Source organism: Pseudoalteromonas sp. SW0106-04 (assembly GCF_001293805.1).
GTDB classification, from domain to species: Bacteria; Pseudomonadota; Gammaproteobacteria; order Enterobacterales; family Alteromonadaceae; genus Pseudoalteromonas; species Pseudoalteromonas ruthenica.
On the sequence record NZ_BCAI01000004.1, the window covers coordinates 195,999 to 217,005 of the forward strand.

21 protein-coding genes are annotated in these 21,007 nt (G+C 46.6%); 13 read left to right on the forward strand and 8 right to left on the reverse strand.

Annotation, left to right across the window (positions count from 1 at the left end; translation table 11 throughout):
• Positions 1-10 precede the first annotated feature (10 nt).
• A complete protein-coding gene (locus W04_RS07280) occupies positions 11-415 on the reverse strand; it encodes a phosphate ABC transporter substrate-binding protein (RefSeq protein WP_171036757.1) in 405 nt (134 codons plus the stop codon).
• Between the two features lie 15 nt (positions 416-430).
• Positions 431-1,510, reverse strand: a complete 1,080-nt coding sequence (locus W04_RS07285; RefSeq protein WP_053910345.1) for a porin — start codon at positions 1,508-1,510, stop codon at positions 431-433.
• A gap of 226 nt (positions 1,511-1,736) precedes the next feature.
• Between W04_RS07285 and W04_RS07290 the strand changes: the two genes are divergently transcribed.
• From W04_RS07290 to W04_RS07310, 5 genes are all read left to right on the forward strand, one after another.
• Positions 1,737-3,362 carry a methyl-accepting chemotaxis protein gene (locus tag W04_RS07290; protein ID WP_053910346.1) on the forward strand — a complete coding sequence of 542 codons (1,626 nt, stop codon included), beginning with the start codon at positions 1,737-1,739 and terminating at the stop codon, positions 3,360-3,362.
• 293 nt (positions 3,363-3,655) lie between these two features.
• Positions 3,656-4,549: a S9 family peptidase gene (locus W04_RS07295; protein ID WP_053910347.1), complete on the forward strand. Its 894-nt coding sequence runs from the start codon at positions 3,656-3,658 to the stop codon at positions 4,547-4,549.
• Positions 4,550-5,017: 468 nt separating this feature from the next.
• Positions 5,018-5,443, forward strand: coding sequence for a DUF6680 family protein (locus tag W04_RS07300; RefSeq protein ID WP_053910348.1), 426 nt, complete (start codon positions 5,018-5,020; stop codon positions 5,441-5,443).
• A 128-nt stretch (positions 5,444-5,571) separates the two neighbouring features.
• A complete protein-coding gene (locus W04_RS07305; protein ID WP_053910349.1) occupies positions 5,572-5,937 on the forward strand; it encodes a hypothetical protein in 366 nt (121 codons plus the stop codon).
• A gap of 127 nt (positions 5,938-6,064) precedes the next feature.
• The gene (locus tag W04_RS07310) at positions 6,065-6,496 is read left to right on the forward strand and encodes a hypothetical protein (protein WP_157576335.1); all 432 of its coding nucleotides are present in this window, start codon (positions 6,065-6,067) and stop codon (positions 6,494-6,496) included.
• 174 nt (positions 6,497-6,670) lie between these two features.
• On the opposite strand, the gene W04_RS07315 is transcribed toward W04_RS07310, so the two are convergent.
• Both W04_RS07315 and W04_RS07320 read right to left on the reverse strand, forming a co-directional pair.
• Entirely contained in the window at positions 6,671-7,078 is a 408-nt protein-coding gene (locus tag W04_RS07315) for a substrate-binding domain-containing protein (RefSeq protein WP_045978152.1), read from the reverse strand.
• Positions 7,079-7,088: 10 nt separating this feature from the next.
• A complete protein-coding gene (locus W04_RS07320; RefSeq protein ID WP_053910351.1) occupies positions 7,089-8,279 on the reverse strand; it encodes a porin in 1,191 nt (396 codons plus the stop codon).
• A 390-nt stretch (positions 8,280-8,669) separates the two neighbouring features.
• Here W04_RS07320 and W04_RS07325 point away from each other — a divergent pair, with 390 nt between their 5' ends.
• The 7 genes from W04_RS07325 to W04_RS07355 are packed head-to-tail and all read left to right on the forward strand — an operon-like array spanning position 8,670 to position 16,673.
• Complete coding sequence (locus tag W04_RS07325) at positions 8,670-9,929, forward strand: efflux RND transporter periplasmic adaptor subunit (protein WP_053910352.1); 1,260 nt, start codon at positions 8,670-8,672, stop codon at positions 9,927-9,929.
• Positions 9,930-9,953: 24 nt separating this feature from the next.
• Positions 9,954-10,688: an ABC transporter ATP-binding protein gene (locus W04_RS07330; protein ID WP_053910353.1), complete on the forward strand. Its 735-nt coding sequence runs from the start codon at positions 9,954-9,956 to the stop codon at positions 10,686-10,688.
• Between the two features lie 2 nt (positions 10,689-10,690).
• Complete coding sequence (locus W04_RS07335; RefSeq protein WP_053910354.1) at positions 10,691-12,004, forward strand: ABC transporter permease; 1,314 nt, start codon at positions 10,691-10,693, stop codon at positions 12,002-12,004.
• 10 nt (positions 12,005-12,014) lie between these two features.
• A complete protein-coding gene (locus W04_RS07340) occupies positions 12,015-13,220 on the forward strand; it encodes an FtsX-like permease family protein (RefSeq protein ID WP_053910355.1) in 1,206 nt (401 codons plus the stop codon).
• Between the two features lie 49 nt (positions 13,221-13,269).
• A complete protein-coding gene (locus W04_RS07345) occupies positions 13,270-14,595 on the forward strand; it encodes a sigma-54 dependent transcriptional regulator (RefSeq protein ID WP_053910382.1) in 1,326 nt (441 codons plus the stop codon).
• Complete coding sequence (locus W04_RS07350; RefSeq protein WP_053910356.1) at positions 14,595-15,908, forward strand: PAS domain-containing sensor histidine kinase; 1,314 nt, start codon at positions 14,595-14,597, stop codon at positions 15,906-15,908. The genes W04_RS07345 and W04_RS07350 overlap by 1 nt, the downstream gene beginning before the upstream one ends.
• Before the next feature lie 42 nt (positions 15,909-15,950).
• Positions 15,951-16,673 carry a Sir2 family NAD-dependent protein deacetylase gene (locus tag W04_RS07355; protein WP_053910357.1) on the forward strand — a complete coding sequence of 241 codons (723 nt, stop codon included), beginning with the start codon at positions 15,951-15,953 and terminating at the stop codon, positions 16,671-16,673.
• Between the two features lie 50 nt (positions 16,674-16,723).
• Here the strand turns inward: W04_RS07355 and W04_RS07360 are convergent, their stop codons facing one another.
• The 4 genes from W04_RS07360 to W04_RS07375 form a co-directional block, all read right to left on the reverse strand.
• On the reverse strand, positions 16,724-17,989 hold the full coding sequence (locus W04_RS07360) for a hypothetical protein (protein ID WP_157576339.1): 1,266 nt from the start codon (positions 17,987-17,989) through the stop codon (positions 16,724-16,726).
• Positions 17,990-17,999: 10 nt separating this feature from the next.
• Positions 18,000-18,512 carry an outer membrane beta-barrel protein gene (locus W04_RS07365; protein ID WP_053910359.1) on the reverse strand — a complete coding sequence of 171 codons (513 nt, stop codon included), beginning with the start codon at positions 18,510-18,512 and terminating at the stop codon, positions 18,000-18,002.
• A 144-nt stretch (positions 18,513-18,656) separates the two neighbouring features.
• The gene (locus tag W04_RS07370) at positions 18,657-19,190 is read right to left on the reverse strand and encodes a porin family protein (RefSeq protein ID WP_053910360.1); all 534 of its coding nucleotides are present in this window, start codon (positions 19,188-19,190) and stop codon (positions 18,657-18,659) included.
• A gap of 160 nt (positions 19,191-19,350) precedes the next feature.
• Positions 19,351-19,776, reverse strand: a complete 426-nt coding sequence (locus tag W04_RS07375; protein ID WP_022945666.1) for a hypothetical protein — start codon at positions 19,774-19,776, stop codon at positions 19,351-19,353.
• Between the two features lie 249 nt (positions 19,777-20,025).
• On the opposite strand from W04_RS07375, the gene W04_RS07380 reads away from it, so the two are divergent.
• Positions 20,026-20,961, forward strand: coding sequence for a general glycosylation pathway protein (locus W04_RS07380; protein WP_053910361.1), 936 nt, complete (start codon positions 20,026-20,028; stop codon positions 20,959-20,961).
• The last annotated feature ends 46 nt before the right edge of the window (positions 20,962-21,007 follow it).

A 21,007-nucleotide genomic window follows, 5' to 3' on the forward strand; every position in this document is an offset into this window, starting at 1 on the left:
AGAATATCCGTTAGAAAGTGGTGACCACTTTAACAGCATCTGTGACGCTGCCAGCATCAACAAAGCCGATGGTATCGGGGTTTGAGCTGACTAACTGAATCACTTCTGCATCGTTATCCACCTCTTTAGGCGGTGTGCCCTTTCCTGTAAACACGAGTTTTGACCAATAAGCCTTAAGTTGTCCAGAGGACTTATTCAGTACTTTTTGATTAAATTCATCGGCGGTGGCACCGCTGGCTTGGCTAATGGGAATTGCTTTATTGCCATTGGAGAACGATTTCTCTTTGCCAATAAAGATACGCTCCACCGTGTCCTTATTGATATCACTGCCATTACTGGGGTGAACGATAACGGCCACATCAGCCAGAGCGACTGATGAGCTTAATAGCGTGAACAAAAATGCGATCTTATACATAATTGTGCTCCTCATTTAGAATACCGCGTCAACACCGATGGTGATCGACTCACTGTCACCCGCAACCGCTAAGTCAAAAGAATCATCTTCAACTTTATCGAATTGCACTTTAAATGCAGCGGACGGGTGGAAGTCCCACCTTACACCCACCGATGTGGTGTTGTGCTGCTCGGTATCACCATCGCCTTCTTGATCAAACTCAGAATAACTCACATAGGGTGTGATGCCATCAAAGCGGTAGCCAGCGCTGATCATATAGGTGTCGAGGTTGCCATCGAGGTCGAGGCGGTTAAGCTCTGTTAATACAAAGGCGTCGCCAAAGTCGAGGTTCAAGGCGAGACCATAAAACTTACCGTCGCGTTCGGTATCCCCATCTTCCCAAACAACGATATTGCCACTGCGATAACGCTCATTGGTATAGCGCATGTGTGTAGCCCGTATTTCAAACCAGTCGTTACTCGCTTGAATTACGCCGCCAATGATATCTTTCCATATTTCTCTGGTTGGCTCTTGGAAGAAAAACTCGCTGAGCAGCTTGTTGCTCTCGTCGTCTTCACGGCCACCATAAATATTACCGCTGATGGACCAGTCGCCAACATAACCGTTGTATAGCAAGTTAAGGCCGTTGTAATTGAATATTTGCCAGGTGTAATTATCGGCAGGAGGCCGCATCCATACATAGGCATAACCAACATCATAGAAATCCGAGTAGTAGAATAGTGGTAGGCGCTTCTTCCCCCCTTGCAAAGTCCAATTTTCATTGAGCTCATAAGACAAGTAGGCCCACTCGAACTCAGCATCAAAATCATTGGCACCGCGAGCAACTATTTGCCCTGTTGCGCTAAGACCATCCATCAAGTCGGCACTCACTTGAAGGCCGAATAGCGACTCGGGTTCGAAAGATATTTCATCGGTGTAAGCACTAACAATAGGGTAGTCGGCTAAAAAAGTCGGCTCTACACCATATTGTGGAACACCATCACCACTGAGCACTTTACCAGCATTTATGCTGACAAAGCCCGATACGTTGACATCAGCAAAACTTTGCGAGCTGAACGACAACGCCACTGCAATTAACGATAGTTTGAGTTTCATACCTGTTTCCTAAGTTGTGTGCTTAGTGCTCCTTGAGTATAGACAAATATAAGGTTTGTAAATTTTTTGTTGTGTATTCAGCAGGCAACCACCACCGTGGCGTTTTTTGCATGAACCAATAAAAATGAGAGAAAAAGCAAAAAAAGTTAGAATTTTCTTAAATTTGGTTAACACTTAGAGGTAGCTGGCCGATACCTAATAAGCATTACTTTCTGAGGTGTACACTATGAATACGGGTTTCTCGTTCGCAAACCTAAGCATTACTAAAAAAATCCACGCGATTACATGCATTGCGGTGGTGGCTTTTGTGGTGATTGTGTTAGTCAACTATTCCGCCATGAGCTCAAATCAGCAATCACTCAACGAGCTTGAGACTTCCACCTACAACTTGCTCAACATCACCGCAGAAAACGCCACTGCGCTGAAGAGCGTTGATGAGCTTTATACCCAGGCAGTCACCTTTGGTGATGCAGAGTTGTTGGATAAAGCCGAAGAGGTCTATCAAACCATCACGGATAATTTAGAAAAGCTAAATAGCATCCAAAGCGGTTTTATGCCTGCGAACACCTCTAAGCGGCTGCAAGATTATAAAAACATTGCCGCTAGCATCGCCAAGGGGATGATCGATGGCACGGCGGACTTCAGTAAAATTCAACAAAACGCAAAGCAAAAAACCGACATTTTCAATTCCCTAACGACTGACTTTAACAACGCCGAAGAGCGAGCCAATGCGCGCTTTTTAGAGCTGATAAACGAAACTGAAAGCCGCTCAGGCGCAGCAATGACAACCATGTTAATTGTCGCCGTGGTCTCTGTGATTTTTGTGGTGCTACTTGCGGTGGTGATCGCCCGAGGTATAGGTAACTCGGCAAAAGATGCCGCGCAAAATTTGCATTTGTTGGCACAGGGACAGGGATCGTTGTCGACCACGCTCAATGTGCGTTCTCATGATGAAATTGGCCAAGTCTCCATCAACTTCAATGAATTTATTGCCCTGCTAAAAAAAGCGGTGGTTGAAGTGATGAATGTGGTTGAACCGCTGATGGAGAACTCTACACGCTTGGTGCAAGGCATGGAAAAAGCAGAGTCTGCGACCAACCAGCAAACCAGTGATGCAGAAATTGTCCGCCAGTCGATGGAAGAGATGCGCCAGAGTGTGGGTGATATTTCTCATTCTGCTTCTCAAGCATCCGACGCAGCGCAACTTGCCGAGCAAGAGGTGGCACAAAGCAAAGACCAAATCCGCGTATCCGTGAGTGAATCACAAACCCTGAGTGAGGAAATCAACCGCGCCGCAGGCACGATTAATAAGTTGGCGGATGATACTCAAAACGTAACCCAGATTCTGAATGTTATTACCTCAATTGCAGAGCAAACTAACTTATTGGCATTGAATGCAGCAATCGAGGCTGCCCGTGCTGGCGAACAAGGCCGAGGCTTTGCGGTGGTCGCCGATGAGGTTCGAGAGCTGGCCTCACGCACCGCCAAATCCACCAATGAAATTCGCGAGTTGCTTACCGTTTTAACTGAAGCAGCCAATGATGCTGTTAAGGCAATGACATCAGCGCGGGATATGGCCAGTAATAATGCTCAAGCCGCCGAGCAAACAGGGCAATCGATTGAGCAAATCTCCGAACAGATTTTGTCTATTAACACCATGAACGGGCAAATTGCCGCCGCCACAGAGGAGCAAACCTCAGTGGCTACTATGGTTGTTGATAATGTCACTTCAATGCATCGCTCCTTTGAAGATACGATGCAAGCGCTCAGTGAAGTGCGCGATGTCGCTAAAAACTTACACTATCTATCTGACAACCTGTTGGACGCCACTGCCAAATTTAAAGTGGAATAAGTGAATCAAGGGTGAGTAAGGGCGCTACTAGATAGCGCCCTTTTTTTAGGCATTTACTGAGATGTCTTTGCGCATTGCTAGTCTCACAGCGAAAAGAAACACTCAAAACGGGTGAATTTTCAAGCATTGAGCAATCCATGAGGGTGGTCAATAAATGGTTAAAACATGCAATTAGCGATCATTTAGACTAATCCAGCTGAGAGCAGAATCTTTAACCTTTTGAAATTAAATCACTTTTATTTGGCACCAAGTTTGCTCTGTAAAGGTTGGTTCAATTCCATTAAGGATAAAAAGTGAAAAGCGTTGGATATCTTTTAGTTTTACTCATTTTTGCGTCAGGTTGTGCAACAAACAGTAGAAATCTAAGCCAGGCTCTTGGAGAAGAAAATTCTCATTCGCGTGACCTTATCACTGTTGAAGAGGTCGTTTTTGACAGCGAAGGGGTACCACTATCAGGGAGCATATATATTCCTAAAAACGCACAAGCAGCGGTCGTTCTGGTACACGGCTCAGACCCTGTTCCACGTATGTCGAAGCTAGCAGAGTCACTGGCCAAGCATGACTTGTTGGTTTTGACCTATGACAAGCGTGGGGTGGGTGAGTCTGGTGGGGTTTACGTTGGGCCTCAAGTTGGAACTAATAATATCAGTGTTGATAATTTAACGTTGCTTGCCAAAGATGCCAGTGCTGCGGTAGATGTGGTTCATGAATATGACAATAGTTTATCCATAGGCCTTCTAGGTGCCAGTCAAGCTGGCTGGATTATTCCAATTACCGCACTTAATAATCAATCGGTCGAGTTTATGGTTCTCTTTAGTAGTCCTACTATCACGACTTTGGAACAACTGAGGTTCCAGTTCTACACAAATGGGAGAGAAGATTTTTGGCAAACACAGAGCTATGAAGAGGCCCGTGAACACACCCTAACCGATCCTGATAAATACGAGTTTAACGCAACGGATCCGAAAGTTTACCTAGACTCTCTATCAATACCTGGGCTGTGGCTCTTTGGAGAGCAGGATATACAGGTCCCGGTCAAAATGTGTGTGGAGCAACTAAATGAGCTAAAAGCTCAAGGCAAGCCTTTTGAATATGTCTTATTTCCATCGCTTGGACACAATACGAACAAAGCTGAGCCTCTCGCTATTGCGATACATTGGATAGAGCAAAAATATGCCTCCAATTAACCCGCTATTCGTGTTTCGGCTAAGTTGGAAAAACCCAAGATCATGGCTACTTAACGGCTCAAATGCGACAGCAGATTGCAGCGCGGCGCAGAGCATTATTAATCTATTATGGCGCTTGACCTACTTTTGGGGCCAAAGAAATGAATGGTCGCTTTTGACAGCAGCCAAAAGTCATTAAACTTAACAATGATTGAGCGAAAGCAGATATTCACTTGCTAGCGAGTCTTGGAGTGCCTGTTAAATGCTGGTAAGAACATTACCCCAGTTAAAAGAACCCTCCCAGAACTTACTTTCGACAATAACTGCTTAGCAGTCGATACCGCATTGCATTCCTTTTGCTCTGCGGAAATATTTACTTTAATGTTTGGTTTACGATAATTTTTTCAGTAATACTTATGAGTCTACAGGTGCTTGGCATCTTACCTTGCAAGGTCTCCTAATAAGTTGTTATACACCAAAGGAAAATCTATGACATCGGAAGCTATTTTTGTAACAATCTTTGCATCACTTCTTTCAGGCTTATTCGGCGTACTTATTTCTTTTAAGTTCTATGAGCGTCTTGAGAAAAGAAAACTTCGAATTGAGACTGCAAAGAAGCTAATTGGAGGAAGATTTAATCTTGCCTCTAATGAGTTCAACATTGCTATGAATGAAATATTTGTTGTCTATGCCGATTGCCCTGAGGTAATGACAGCAATGACGAACTTTTGGGAAATTCTCCAAGTTCCACGTGGCCAGCGCTCTGATAAAGTCGTTGATGATAAGCTACTTACTCTTTTGAAAACGGTATGCAAAAATTCTGGCATTACTCATTCGAAAGATATCAATGATGACTTCTTCTTAAGAACTTTTAACGGTAACGGCAATCCTGTATCTGCCAAGCAAGGCGTATAACAAAAAATTAAGTCTCTCGCGGGCTTGCTGGGAAAAAACATGGCGTCAGTGTCACTTCGTTCCGATTATAGCCGCCATGTTTGTGCCTTTTATTTGGGTGTTACTTTAACGGGGAAATTTGAATTAGAATGAAGTTTTTAGTTTCTTCACTTCCTATTTTTTTGCTCATTGGTTGCACGACAGGCAGGTTGGAATATGTCACCCCGGAAGGCGAAACGAAGTACGGATGCGAAACTGAATACACGTGGCAACCCAGCGTAGACAAATACGCAGTAGAGTACATTCTAAGTTACTGTGCCAAACAGGCTGCTCAACTTGGAAATACAGTCGTCAATACGAATCTGCTAAATCTAGACTTATCTATTCCTGCGCCACCGGCTGGTCAAAACTGGAGCTTTGACCTAGCGAAATCAATGTACAAAAAAGGGCAGCTCACCGATAAACAATACGGTTACCTAATCGCTTATATGGATTTGGGGCATGACAAAGGTTGATGTTTCAGCAAGTTCACATAATAAAGAGTTTACCCCACTCACTTCGGTCTCTGGTGCAGTAATGCAGCCGTGCTTCGCGATGATGTCACTAGTTCAATGTCCGTTAGCTTTGTGATTTAGGAGCAGGATGGCCGTGAGAATATTCCTAATTTTGATGACTTCTTTATTGAGTTCAGCCTCTCTAGCCAATGACGTCGAGTTTTCATCGTTTAGAATAGGAACAGACTCTTACGATACTCGTAGTGGAGTCTTTAAACGTTTACTGTGTCTGGAAAGCCAAGACAGTATAGAAGTCGTTTTATCGCTTACTACAAGTGAAAAACTGCAACTTTTTCGTTTAGCCCAACAGGATATTTTTGAGGGCAATGCAGATTTGGGTGAACTAGAAGGTGTATGTGTTAGCAGTTACCCATACGAAGTTATATATGGTGACAGCACGGGGGAAATTAAAACGACTTGTTATTCGCCTTTACAAGATGATGAAGCTCATTTATTAAAGTTTGTTTACTCTATTGATACTGTTCAAAATTTGCCAAAATCACATTGCAGGCTTTATTAGTACTTGCACGTGGCAAGTAATTCACCTGAAATAAGAAGTAGTGGGATGAGCTCACCCTATATACTTTTATTCTGTTAATTAGGCCTTAGCACTCGCCATAGACACCTAAAAACTGCCAGGTTGGACTAGGTTCAACTTATCCAATCTGGCAGGCTCGGTTTAGGTTTATTTAATTTAGAAGGTGGCGACCACCTTCACCTTGTCACTGGCACTTGCGGCACTAACGTACCCTATTGCCCCAGGGTTGGCTGCCACAAAATCAATCACCGCTTGATCGTTCGCTAACTTGTCCGGTGGTGTTCCTTTACCTGTAAACACCAGCTTAGACCAGTAGGCGTTAAGTTGTGAACTCGATTTGCCTACCACCTTATCGTTAAACTCATCAAAGGCGGGTGTGCCATCTTGATTCACCGCCGTGGCACTATTGCCATCAGGGAAAGACTTAGATTTACCGAGATAAAGCTTCTTGATCGCATTTTGATCTAGGCTTGCACCATTACTGGGATGAACGACTACGGCAATATCAGCCCACACCCCTTGTGCGAATACTAAAAGCGAAACTGCTGCTACTTTTTTTAACATGTTTTTCCCCTTAGAACACTAAGTCTACACCCATAGATACAAGATCTACTTCGGTATTGGTAATATCGTCTTCAAATCGGCTCACATCAATTTTAAATGCCGCCGATGGATGGAAATTATAGCGTGCGCCTATAGTGTAGGTATTGGATTCTGCCCGCTGAGAGAGTAGTACGAAGTTAGTAGCGTCTCGCAGCAACGGCGCATTTGGGTCACTCGGGTTAGTCGACACATTGATAGGGCCGTTAGGTGTTTGAATCTGTGCAGGTATGGTGTTCAACTCGGAACTGTCATTCTCGTCGTCGTTATTTTCATAGGTAAAATGCACTGTCCAATCATCGATACGATAACCCACCGAGGCATAGTACTGGCGCTGTTTTGCCAATATGCTGTCTTCTACCTCAAACTGGGTATACTCAGCATCAAATAAGAAGTTATTGTAATCAACACCAAAGCCAACGGCTGCGAAGTAGGCATCATCCTCTTCAATTTCTAGGTCTTGGCGTTGCTCACTCAGTCCATAACTATCTAAGCCGTTTAGTAGCGAAGTTAATTGTGCACTGTTGCTTACATCAATGCTGGCTTCACTCATAAAGTACGCTACCCGCGCGGTGAACCAATCTTTCGATAGTGTCCAGTTTACGCCCAAAGTATCGTTAAGTTCAGCAGCATCGTTATTGGTAACGGCGACAATATCGTCATTTACGGCACCGTACATCAACTGCAACGCACTGTCCCAGTCACCTAGCGTGCTGTTATGCAGGTAACTTAATCCTTCGTAGGTGGTGAAACTGAGGTTATAAACAGACTGTGGCGGGCGCACCCAACGATAGGCGTAACCCACATCTAAAAAGTCTGAATAGCGATAAAAAGGAATGCGCATTTTCCCGGCGCTAAGCTGTGAATTGTCAGATATCTCGTAGGTGAGATAGGCCCATTCAAACTCAGCATCAAAGTCGTTCTCTCCGCGCGCAATAACCTGTGCGGTGGCGCTTAGGCGCTCTTGCAAATCGGCAGACACCTGCAAGGCAAATTTGCTCTCTTGCTCCATATTAAAGTCATTATCATAGCCATAGAGCGTATCGTCATCATCCAAAGTTTGACCACCGACAATAGAGGCGAAACCATTTATTCTTACCTCAGCAAAGCTGGGCAAGCTAACCAGTGCGGCTGCAATAGACAGCCCTAGTAACGTTTTCTTCATGTTGATTTCCTTACTGTTACCGATTAAGGGTGCCTTTTGAGCATAGAATAAAATACCTAGTTAACAAGGTAGGTGACTGATACTTAAGCAGTAGTTCAAGGCAAGAGTATTGCTAATGAAGTTAAGAAAGTGTCCGCTGCGGACACTTTTATTGTCCGCGGACACCATGTACATCTCAATGATTTTGATAAAAAGAAATATAAAACAATGATTTAAGTATTATCTTTGAGTTGGCATGGTTTTCGTAACCCTGTACTCATACGTACTAAGGGAAGTTGTTATGCTATTAACTTTATTTGTTTTTTTTACCTCTCCGTTATTGGTGCTTACGGCGGCACTTATCAGCACCTGGTTACATAGTAACTGCCTGTTGGTCGGGGAGGCGCAGTCATGATCCGTGATACCCAAGCACAGGACACTGTTGTGAAAGAGCGCCAGCGCTCATACAAACCCTTATTGATTGGTCTTATCAGCATATTAGTCATCGCTGCAGCGCTCTATACCTTTGCTAGTCCCCAGTCTAATACCAGCCATTCCATTGCCCGTGAGAGTGTCAAAATTGCCACCGTCGAGCGGGGTAACTTGGTTCGCGATATCGCTACCACAGGGTTTATCGTCGCGGCCAATGCCCCGCAAGTATATAGCCCAACACAGGGCTATGTTGAACTGCTGGTCAACCCCGGCGATACCATTGCTGTGGGGCAGGTCGTGGCGCGAGTTAAAAGCCCCGAGCTGGCCAACAACTTAAAGCAACAGCAGTCTGAGCTTCAGCGTTTAGAAGATGAGCTTTCGCGCAAAGAATTACAGGTGCGCCGCGATAAACTCGCACTTATGCGCACGCTGGATATGGCCAAAGTGACTTTAGATGCGGCTAAACGTGAGCATCGTCGAGCGCTTATCTCTATTAAAGACAACCTTATTAGCCAAATTGATATGGAGCAGGCACAAGATGAATTAGCGCGTGCCAAACTAGCCTATAAACATGCTCAGCAAGAAGTACAAATTGGCGAAGACACCTTAGCATTCGAATTAAAGTCAGCACACAGCGATGTCACCAGGCAGCAGCTTGTTGTTGATGACATCAGTCGTAAAGTGCGCGAGTTAGCGATTGTCGCGCCGGTCAGCGGGGTGGTGGGTAACCACTTTGTCCAACAGCAAGCAGCTGTGGCTCCGAGCCAGGCACTGATGACGCTGGTTGATTTAAGCGCTTTTGAGGCCGAATTACAGGTACCTGAAAGCTACGCCAATGAGCTTGGCTTAGGCCTTGAGGTCGAACTCAGTATTGGCTCTGAGCAGCTGGTGGGTGAGCTGGTGTCTATCTCTCCTGAAGTGAAAGATCGCCAAGTGAGCGCCCGAGTGCGTTTTACCCAGCGTGAGGGCTTGCGCATTCGTCAAAACCAACGGATTTCGGCACGCATTCTCCTAGAAAACCGTGAAGATGTATTGATGGTGCGCCGTGGGGCATTTATGAATCAAGGCGGTTTTGTGGCCTATCGCGTCAATGGCGACGTGGCTGAACGAATTCAAATTCAAACAGGGGCGAGCAGTATGGCGGCGGTCGAGCTCACCGCAGGGGCACAGCAAGGCGATGAACTTGTGGTGTCCAGTTACGATGTATTTAACCAAGCGCAACGTGTATTGCTACGTTAAGCGTTTATAAGAAAGGATATAAAAATGATTAGAATGAATAATATCAACAAGGTATACCAAACGGATATGGTGCAAACCCACGCCCTACGGGATTTCAACCTTAATGTTGAGCAGGGTGAATTTATCGCTGTCACTGGGCCGAGCGGCAGCGGTAAAACCACGTTTTTAAACATCGCCGGGATGTTAGAGCCGTTCTCTAGCGGTCAGTATCAGCTCGACGGTGTGGATGTGGGTGGTTTGAACGACAATCAACGAGCTGATTTACGAAACCAAAAAATTGGCTTTATTTTCCAAGGATTTAACCTTATCCCAGATTTGAACTTGTATGAAAATGTGGAAGTGCCATTGCGATATCGCGGTATCAAAGCCGCAGAGCGTAAAAAGCGCATAGAGCGGTGTCTTGAACTGGTAGGCCTCGGTGCTCGCGCTAAACACCTGCCACAACAGCTCTCTGGGGGGCAGCAGCAGCGTGTCGCGATCGCTCGGGCGTTGGCCGGCGAACCGCGCTTTCTACTTGCCGATGAACCAACCGGAAACCTCGATAGTTTAATGGCGCGTCAGGTCTTGGAAATTCTTGAAGATATTAACCGTGAAGGGGCGACCATTGTCATGGTTACTCATGATCCGGAGTTGGCACGCCGAGCGCCGCGCAATATTCAGGTCGTCGATGGCCAACTTGCTGATTTTAGTCTGTATCAAGGCCGACCTAGTAGCGCAAGCAGTGCCGGCGATATTGCTCAACAGGCTGTAGGGGGCTAATGATGTTTTGGCACTATATTGATTTAAGTTGGCGTTCGCTCAAGCGTACCCCCATGGTGAGCACCTTGATGGTGTTGGCTATCGCCATTGGCATCGGTGTAACGATGACGACTTTATCGGTGTATCACATGATGAGCGCCGACCCTATTCCGGCAAAAAGTAAACAACTGTTTGCCGTGCAATTGCAGTCTATGGACGATGGCGACGGCTGGTGGACCAGCGATGATTTGCCTTATCAACTGTCTTTCCCAGATGCAGAAAATCTATACCAAGACCGTGCAGCGAAAGCGCAAGCGCCAATGTTGCGCACAGGTTTTGCCGTACACCTTGGAGATGCGCGTACCAAGCCACAACTGATGGGGGCAAGAGCGACGAGTCGCGACTTTTTCAGCATGTTTAACGCCCAGTTTGTGCATGGTGGAGCATGGCGCGAGCAGGCGGACAAAGACGCAATGAAACAGGTGGTCATTGAGCGTAGCTTGAGCGAAGAACTTTATGGGCAGCAAAGCCCAGTGGGAAAAACCTTATACCTCGACAATCATGTGTTTGAAGTGGTGGGAGTTGTTGCGCCAGTCACCCGTCATGTCAAATTTTACGATTTGAATAATGGCGCGTTTCGCAAGCCAGAACGCATTTTTGTGCCGTTCTCTTTAATTCGTGAGCTGGAATTGCCCTCATGGGGTAACTCCAACGGTTGGAAACGCGAAGAGATCAAAAGCTATCAAGATAAATTGAATTCGGAGATTTATTGGCTGCAATATTGGGTCGAGCTCGATAATGATGAGCAAAAGCAGCAATACAGCGACTATTTGCGCAATTATATCGACCAGCAAAAGCAACTGGGGCGGTTCACGCGAGAGCATCCGAAGTTTTCCTTGCGCGATGTGAATCAGTGGATGACGTACAACAAGGTTGTCAGCGAAGACAATAAAATTTTAGTGTTATTAAGCTTTATGTTCTTGGCTGTTTGCTTGGCGAATATCCTCGGTCTACTGCTCGCTAAGTTTATGCGTAGGGCACCCGAAGTGGGTGTGCGCCGAGCCTTGGGGGCGAGCAAAACACAAGTATTTATGCAGCATTTGGTCGAGGTTGCCTTGCTTGGCAGCTTAGGCGGTGTGCTCGGTATTTTTCTGGCACAGTTGAGCCTCTGGGGCGTGCGAGAAAGTTACAGCGCCTACAGTGACTTGGCTACCATGGACGCGTTCATGCTTATCAGTGCGCCAGTCATTGCCATTATCGCGTGTATCGTCGCTGGCTTGTTACCGGCTTGGCAGGTGTGTCGAACCAACCCCGCTTATTATCTGAAAACGCAGTAGGAGCTAGAGCATGTCAGAATTAAAACCCATGATAAACGCATTACTGCGCTCAAAAATTGGTGCTGTGTTACTACTGGTACAGGTGGCCATCACCTTGGCTATCGTCAGTAATGCGGCGTTTATGATAAGCGACCGTCTCGCCTATTTGAATCAACCTACTGGCTATGACGAGTCGGCTATTTTTAGCTTTCGAGTGAATAACTTTGACCCTGATATCAACCTGGTTCAGCAATACGCCTTGGATGAACAGGCGATCCGCTCTGTTGATGGTGTGGTTGATGTGGCGATGACTAACTGGGTGCCACTGTCCGGCAGTGGTGACTCGAGCAGTATGCACACTTCGCCACCGCCAGAGATGGGCCGTGGTGTGCGTGCAGCGTATCAGCTTAGCAGCGACAGCGCCCTCAATACCCTAGGTGCCACATTAATTGCTGGGCGTAACTTCCGTGCTGATGAAGTCGTGCACAGTGATAATCGCGACAATTTGCCAACCACAGCCATTGTCACCAAAGATTTGGCCGAGGAGATGTTTCCCGATGAGTCAGCGCTTGGGAAAACCGTTTATCAAGGGCAAGGCGCACTGAAAATAATCGGGGTTATCGATACCATTAAAGGCCCGTGGCTTGATGATAGTCGCCCGGCCAATGTGATCTTCTTCCCGTTTAATTATGCCGACTCGCGAGCCGAGTTCATTGTTCGCACCGAGGCCCATAAACGAGCACAGGTAATGGCACAAATCGAAGAGCTGTTACTTAACAACGAATCTCAGCGCGTGATCTATCGTATTGAAGGATTAGATGAAAGCAAAGCCGCTTATATGGCGCGTGATAGGCTGGTCATGCGTATGCTGATCGTGTTAATTGTGGTCTTAGTACTGGTTACTGCGCTAGGTATTTTTGGCTTGACGCTGTTTAATATCTCCAAACGCACTAAACAAATCGGTACGCGTCGCGCCTTAGGTGCAAGACGCTCGGCCATTGTTCGTTACTTCTTGGTCGAGAATGCATTGGTTGCCAGTGTCGGCATTGTTCTTGGAGCGGGCCTGGCCATGTTATTAGGGCAGCAGCTTATGACGGTCTTTTCTCTGCCCAGTCTATCGTGGACTTTTGTCTTGGCGAGTGCCACTTTTATGCTCATAATGAGTTTGATTGCCGCTTGGGCGCCGGCTCAGCGAGCCGCCAATATCGAACCCAGCATCGCTACGCGGTCTATATAATTACAATAACAAGCGGCGCCGATAGGTGCGCCGCCACATTATGGATAATATGAAAAAGATACTCATCGTTGACGATAACACCGCAGTGTTGGAAGCATTGTCGCTGCTACTGGAGATTCATGGTTATCATCCCGTGGTCTGTGAAACGCCCGCCGAGGCGCTGCATATCGTTCGCTATCAACGTATTGCTTTAGTTTTACAGGATATGAACTTCAGTGCCGATACCACCTCAGGTGAGGAGGGCAGAGCGCTGTTTTATCAGTTACGAGAAATCAACTCACACCTTCCGGTGGTATTGATCACCGCTTGGACCGAGCTCAGTACCGCAGTGGAGTTAGTCAAAGCCGGCGCAGCCGACTACATTGGTAAGCCTTGGGATGACCAAAAGCTGTTAACGACCATCGAAAATCTTGTCGCGCTGGGCGAAGCCGCCAGTGAGAATGCAACCTTCAAACGCCAAGCCCAAGAGCGCAGCCAAGCTCATGCTGGCGCTGATTTAGCCGGGTTGGTATTTGCCAGTGCTGCAATGCAGCGGGTTGTGGATATGGCGTTGCAGGTGGCCCATGCTGATGTGCCTGTGCTTATCACGGGAGCGAATGGCAGTGGTAAAGAAGGCATTGCTGAGATTGTGCACCGTAACTCTGTACTCAAAGCACAGCCCTTTATTAAAGTGAATGCAGGAGCACTGCCTAGCGACTTAATTGAAGCGGAATTATTTGGCGCTGAAGCCGGCGCATTTACCGGAGCCAAAACCACACGCATAGGACGCTTTGAAGCCGCTGATGGGGGCACCTTGTTCCTTGATGAAATAGGTAACCTATCACTCGATGGGCAAATGAAATTGTTGCGTGTGCTGCAAAGTGGTGAATTTGAACGCGTTGGCTCCACGCAAACCCGTAAGGTCTCGGTGCGGGTGATCTCTGCGACCAATGCAGACCTGCGCAGCGATATTCAACAGGGGCGCTTTCGCGAAGACTTATATTATCGTCTCAATGTCATTGAATTAGCGGTGCCACCTTTGTGCCAACGCCAAGATGATATCCCAGCTCTAATTGCGCACTTTTTACCAGGACGAGAGCTGAGTCCTCATGCTGAGCAGGCGCTGCGTCATCATAGTTGGCCAGGAAACGTACGCGAGTTGGAAAACGCCTGTAAGCGTATAGCGGTGCTTAAGCCGCAAGGTGAATTACAGGCAGATGATTTTGCTTTGCAAAGTGCTGAGCAAGCACAGGTGCAAAAACATGAGCCCTCGAAGCAGGACATTGAACACTCTATGCGTCTACATCAAGGGGTGGTGGCCAAAGTGGCACGGGATTTTGGTTTATCGCGACAAGCGCTGTATCGGCGTATGCAGAAATTTGGTATTGAATACTAATGGCCTTGTTAACTTCACCCACTAGTCGCCTTACTTGGCAGCTGAGCTCATGGCTGAGCTTGTTTGTTTGTGCGCCGGTTGTAGCTGGGGTATTGCTAGGGTTGTTATCGGTGTTGCAGGCGTTGCTCTTAGCCGTCGTGCTTGGCGCGCTGCAAGCCATGTTTATACATTATGTGGTCACACCCAGAGTGAAAGGGCTCCAGGCTATAGAGTCAGGGCTGTTGAATTTTAAGGATGGAGATTTTTCCACCTCTTTGGCTTATAACAAAAATGATGAGCTGGGCGATTTGTGTCGGCTTTACAATGACACCGCGAGCAAATTACATCAGGAACGACAATGGATATACCAACGAGAATTGATGCTCGATAAGGTTCTGCATAGCTCGCCGCAAGCGCTGTTATTAGTGAATGACAAACAGCAGGTGGTGTACAGTAACCACAGTGCTAGGAGCTTATTGTTTGCCGATTTACGCGTTGAGGGTGAGCAATTATCGGTATTGTTTGCGCGCATGCCAAACGGGTTAGCGCAAGCTTTGCAGGCAGGGAAAGAGGGCTTATTTAGTGTTGAGCAGCAACATGAGCAGCGGCAAACATGGCACTTAGCCACCGGACACTTCTTGCTCAACAATCAAGCTCATACCTTGTATATACTCAAGCCCATGACACGGGAGATCTCACGCCAAGAAGTGCAGGTGTGGAAAAAGGTGATCCGAGTCATTAGCCACGAACTCAATAACTCCCTCGCGCCGGTATCATCCATGTTGCACTCTGGGCAGTTGTTGGCACAAGGCATTGAAGACACCCGTTTAGCGCGGGTATTTACAACGATTGACGAACGAATCGGTAAACTCAGTGAGTTTGTTCAAGGGTATGGGCGGTTCGCTAAATTACCACAACCGCAAATGAAACATTTCAGCTGGCACAAGATGATGCAAGGGCTTACGCAGCAATGGGCTTTTACACTGCTTGGGGAATTGCCAGAGCAGGGCTATGGCGATGATACTCAGCTTGAGCAATTGCTTATTAACCTGCTCAAAAATGCCCATGAATCAGGCTCTCCAGAGGCAGATATCAGTGTTGAGGTGAATTGTAGCGAGGCGCAGCAGGAAATACTGGTTCGCGATCGCGGTAAAGGCATGTCAGAAGCCGTGATGGCCAGTGCGTTGGTGCCCTTTTACTCCACTAAAAGTTCGGGGTCAGGGCTAGGCTTAGCGCTGTGTCGTGAAATTTGCGAGGCGCATCATGGTGACATCAGTTTACACAATCGCCACCACGGTGGCTTAGTAGTGCGTGTGCACCTGCCCCTTGCTTAGTCGGTTGTGCCAGGCAAAAACAAAAGCGAACGTTAAATTAGCATGAGTAACACTTTATACATCACCGGCGCTGGGGTTAGCGCCGCCAGCGGTATTCCCACCTTTCGTGGTGAGGATGGGTTCTGGCGCATCGGCAGCGCACACTACACGCCTATGGAAATGGCAACTCGGGCCATGTACCAACATAATCCCAAGGAGTTTTTAGCCTGGTATTATCATCGTTTTGCTACGTACCGCCATCATGGCCCGAATGATGTGCATCACTGGCTCAGCGATAAAAATCTGATCACCCAAAATATAGATGGCTTAGATGCCAAGGCGGGGAACAACAATTATATCGCTATTCACGGGCGCTTAGATTTAATGACCGAATTTCATAACCAAGGAGAGGCGGTGACGACACACCCAGCGCCTTGGGAGAGCATTGATGAGGGGAACCTCCATGCTTCGTTGCTGGCGGCCTTTGCCATTGACGGTGAAAAGCCCCAGCTATACCACTCTTACAAACCTTTGGTCCTGCTCTTTGATGAGTATTACACCGACCTATATGGTATTACCGAGGCTCAGCAACTCATGCTATCAGCGGATAAAATCGTGTTTATTGGTACCTCGTTCAGCGTCAATATTACGCAAATGGCATTGGAGATTGCTCGAAGCAGAGGCATTGATGTTGAGGTTGTTGACCCTGAACCGGTGCAAGTAGCACATGCACAGGTGACTTATCACCGCATGACGGCGTTGGAATATGTGCAACGTATGGGTTAGCAGGTAATAAAAAAGCGCCCAAATGGGCGCCTTTAGTTAACGACTAGGAGTTAGTTGCTAATTTCAAAAATAACGCTTTGTTCTTGTTCGAGAAACCCGAATGTCATGAGCGCATCACCGCTGACATCCGCCTTCGCAGTGACATTCAAATACACTTCGTCACTTGCGCGCTTATTTAAGGTAGCAGTAACTAAGCTGTTATTGATAATCCACGTACTGGCATCGGTGACGTTAATGTTGTCGCTAAAACCAGTGTAATCCGCATACACACGTATTTCGGTGCTTTCACCTGCATTTAAGCTGATAGTTTCGCTATTGTCGTTAATAAAAATAGCAGATAACTCACCTTCTTGCGCAGAAGTGACTGACAGGCTGATGGAGTCTTGTACAGAGTCTGAGCAGCTCGCATACACCAACCCATCCCCTTTTTCTGTTGCCAATACGGCGCCACTGAATCTTGGGTTTGTTTCGATATAGGCGATAGCATTGTTATTTTCAGCCCAATTCACACCCGGTGTAACATCAACACTTTGCTCGTTAAGCGTGCCACGCACTTGCAAGGTTTCGCGCTCACCTAAATCAAGGTCTAAAGACTCATAGCTCTGCTCGTCGCTATCGACAAAACGAATGCTGGTGATTTGTGTTGGCGCGGTTGTGAAACTGAGCTGGTTACTGTTTGCTTGTGCGTAGGAGGCGCGCACTTGAAGGTCATCACCACTGCTATCAGAGGTATATAAAACACCAAAATCATTGATGTAAGCCGTGGCACTGCCTGCCACTTCCCAGGTCAGCTTGTTGTTATCCACGGTGCCTTGATACCCATCATCATAGGTGACGGCGGTGGTAATTGTGTTTGGTTGACAGGCATAAGCACGGGCACTGTTTGCGCTCAAGGTCAGGCTCGCTACTTGAATGTCTTTAATAGATACTTCGATGCTTTCACTAACGTCATTGATGGTTGTCGCAGTGAAGGTGACTAGGCCTTGTTCAGTGTCGCTTTGAGCTTTAGCGGTGATTTTACCCTCGTCATTAATGCTCGCAAAATCAGGATGTGAGGATTGCCATATCACCTCTTTGGTAATGTCGCGAGAGTCGCCTTTTGAGTCCACCCCAGTGGCCTTGAGTTGCAGCTCATCACCAGGTTCAATACGAATGCCACCGCCGGTAATGGAAATGCTTTCAATAAGTTCACCAGATTGTCTTTGGCGCTCTTTCTCGAATGCGGTGTTAATGCTGTTGGCATTGTCGTTGTCACTGCAGCCACTGAGCATGCCTAAACTTAAAAGCAGGCTGCTTGCCAATAGAGTTTTATTCATTGCTTTATCCTTAAAAAACATAACTCAGACCAATGCCCCACGCGTCAATGAGGATATCGTCTTTGTTATAACGCTGTTGGTAATCGGCATTAATACGAAAATTATAGGGAAGGTCATAATTTACTCTGCCTCCCCAAGCAAAGCCTGAGAATTCTTCTAAGCCATCATAGACACTGGGCTTGCCACTGAAGAGCACTTCGGTACGCGCATAACCTAAGGCTAAATCGACGCTAAAACCATCGTAATTCGGTGAGCGAAAGCGAAAAAATGCGCTGTAATTTTGGTCGATGTCCGTGGTGACACCTAGAAGATCGTCGTCGCTGCTACTCACTCCGCCTTGAAGCTCAAGGAAAATACCATTGTAAAGTTCAGCACCTAGCTTAATATTGTTCACTGTGGGGGAGGCGCTATTGCCATCAAAATCGGTGCTTAGTTGCAGGTAATCTGCACCGATATAATATTCATTGGCGTGAGCGTAATTGCACGCGAGCGCCAAGCCTAAGCACAGCAGTTGCTTTTTCATTGTGTCTTCCTTCTCGAGATGATCCACAGCAGTGTATCAAAATTGTATCTAAAGTGGGTAACAAGATGTAACCTAAATTTCGCCAACAGGCTATGCTAGGAACGCAGCGCCCGTGGCAACATAGTACGCCCTTTATACAAGGGGTTAAAAATGATAACTCACGCCTAAACCGTAGCTGTCGAGCTCAACTTCGTTACCCAAATCACGTGATGTGTAATCAAGCGTAACATGCCAGTTAGGGTTCACGGCGTAGTCAATGCGTGCAGAATAGGCAAAGCCATCGTCAGAGATACTTTGGTTAAGTGCTTGATTAGTTAAATCTACTTCGGTGTGGGCATAGCCTAATCCTAAATCAAAGGCAAAACCACGATGGCGAGGGGTGAGTAAACGCACAAACAATGCGCGGTTAGCGCTTAACTCATAAGTGGTACCCTCAACCATGTCATCATTGTCGTAGACACCCAGCTGTGCCTCCAAAGCAATTTGTTCAAAGATAAATACACCACCGCGTAAATTAACGTGGCTAAAATCTGCTTGTCCGGGCGTGCCGACAGTCTTTAAATCCATTAATTGATAATCGCTACCAAGATAAAAGTCCATTGGGTGTTCAAAAGGACGATTGTCGGCATGGGCATTCAGGCAGGTAGCGGCAAGCAAGGCACACAGGAGCTTATTCATAACATTATCCCTGTTGTAGTGAGCAAAAAATTGTATGCAAAATCCTAACTTAATGATTTAGCGAAGTAAATGGATGTACTCTGTGGTGCTAACACGGCAAACAATAAAAAACCCAGCGCTAGGCTGGGTTTTGGTGCATCACAATGTTGAACTGTGGCTGTTATTGATTCGCTTCTAACTCTTCGCGTTTAGCGCGAATTTTTTCTTTCAGCTCTTCAATCTTTTCTTTTGTTTCTTCTGATAATTCACCGGCACCTTCTTTTGACTCTTCCCAAGCTTGCTGGGCTAGATCTTTAGAATCGGCAACTAAATTATCTAAATGTGTTTTACCTTCTTCACTGGCTACGGCAACAAGTGCTTGTGTTTCGTTAACAAGCTCATCAAGTTGCTCACCGAAAGACTCATCGTGCAATTGCGCGCTAAGATCTTTAGCATCTGCAACAGCAGAGTCCCATGCTTGGCTGATCTCTTCTTTTGCTTCGACCGCACTGTCTTTCGCTTGCTCTTTTGCTTCATTAGCATCTTCACAAGCACTCAGTACCAAGGCACTGGCTAGAACGGTAATAACAGCTAATAATTGCTTCATTGTGTCTTCCTCTTTGACAAAACCTGGGCTCAGTATAGCGGTAAAAATATAAATAGAGCATGAATTTGCTACTTTTATCTGAGCAGTTGTGACCGTGCACCATTTCGAAGCAGCGCTGTGCACTGTTGGCGCAATAACAGCACCGGATTATGCGAATAAAAATTTAAGGTATTGAACACGAAAAGAAAAATAGAGTTGGCACTAATTCTGCGGCGGTCTTTGCCAAGCAAGAGGTTGAGGAGCACCGACATGGGCATTAGTTACCTGAGCGTGATTGAACGCTATCAAGAGCATCATAGCGTCATCACACCCTTACTCGATGCACTTATTCAGTCTTTGCAAGCCCACTCGCAGTGGCAAAACCAGCCACACCTTGCTTTTGCAAAGCTATGCCAACATTACCATTTTGCTGAGCTGTGTTATTTACTTGATAGCAACGCGGTGCAACTGAGTGCCAATATCGATAACAAAGGGAATACCCTGCACGGGCAGGGGTGTAGTCGAGCCTCTCGGCCTTACTTCACGGCGCAGCAGCAGGGCCAATTTACTCTCAGCGAACCATACATCTCTTTAGCCACCGGCAACCTATGTGTGTCGGTGATGGCCCCTTGCCAACAAGGTAGCGATAACAAAGGCTATGTCGTGGTTGATATTCACCTCGCTCAGCTGGTGGAGTATGTGATGGGGGACCGTTCTCGAAGCCGTTTTAGTGGCGTATTTAAAGCCGGCTACAGTGTCATTGTTATGAGCTTATTTACACTGGTATTAGTGCTTATGTACACCGTTAGCATGGAAATTTGGCACTTATTACTGAGCCTAAATGGTGATAGCGACCCGCTGCAGCCTTTTGGCATTATTATCTTTATTACCTTAGCGTTATCCGTATTTGACTTAGGTAAAACCATCCTCGAGGAAGAAATTTTAATGCATAAAGATATCTTCCGTCACAGTTCTACGCGACGAACAATTACGCGATTTATTTCCACCATCCTTATTGCCATCTCCATTGAAGCGTTATTGACCATGTTCAAGGCTTCTTTGGGGCAGACAGAGTACACCACCGCCGCGCTGCTGATGATGCTGAGTGTGATGGGGTTGCTTATAGGGCTAGGCGTGTATGTTTATCTTGGTGCTAAGGCAGAGCTGCTGTTAATACAAGCTCAGCGAGCTAAAAAAGGCAGTTGAGGGCGTCTCTACTATACTTGTGGCAACGTTTACGCGGGCCTTGGGA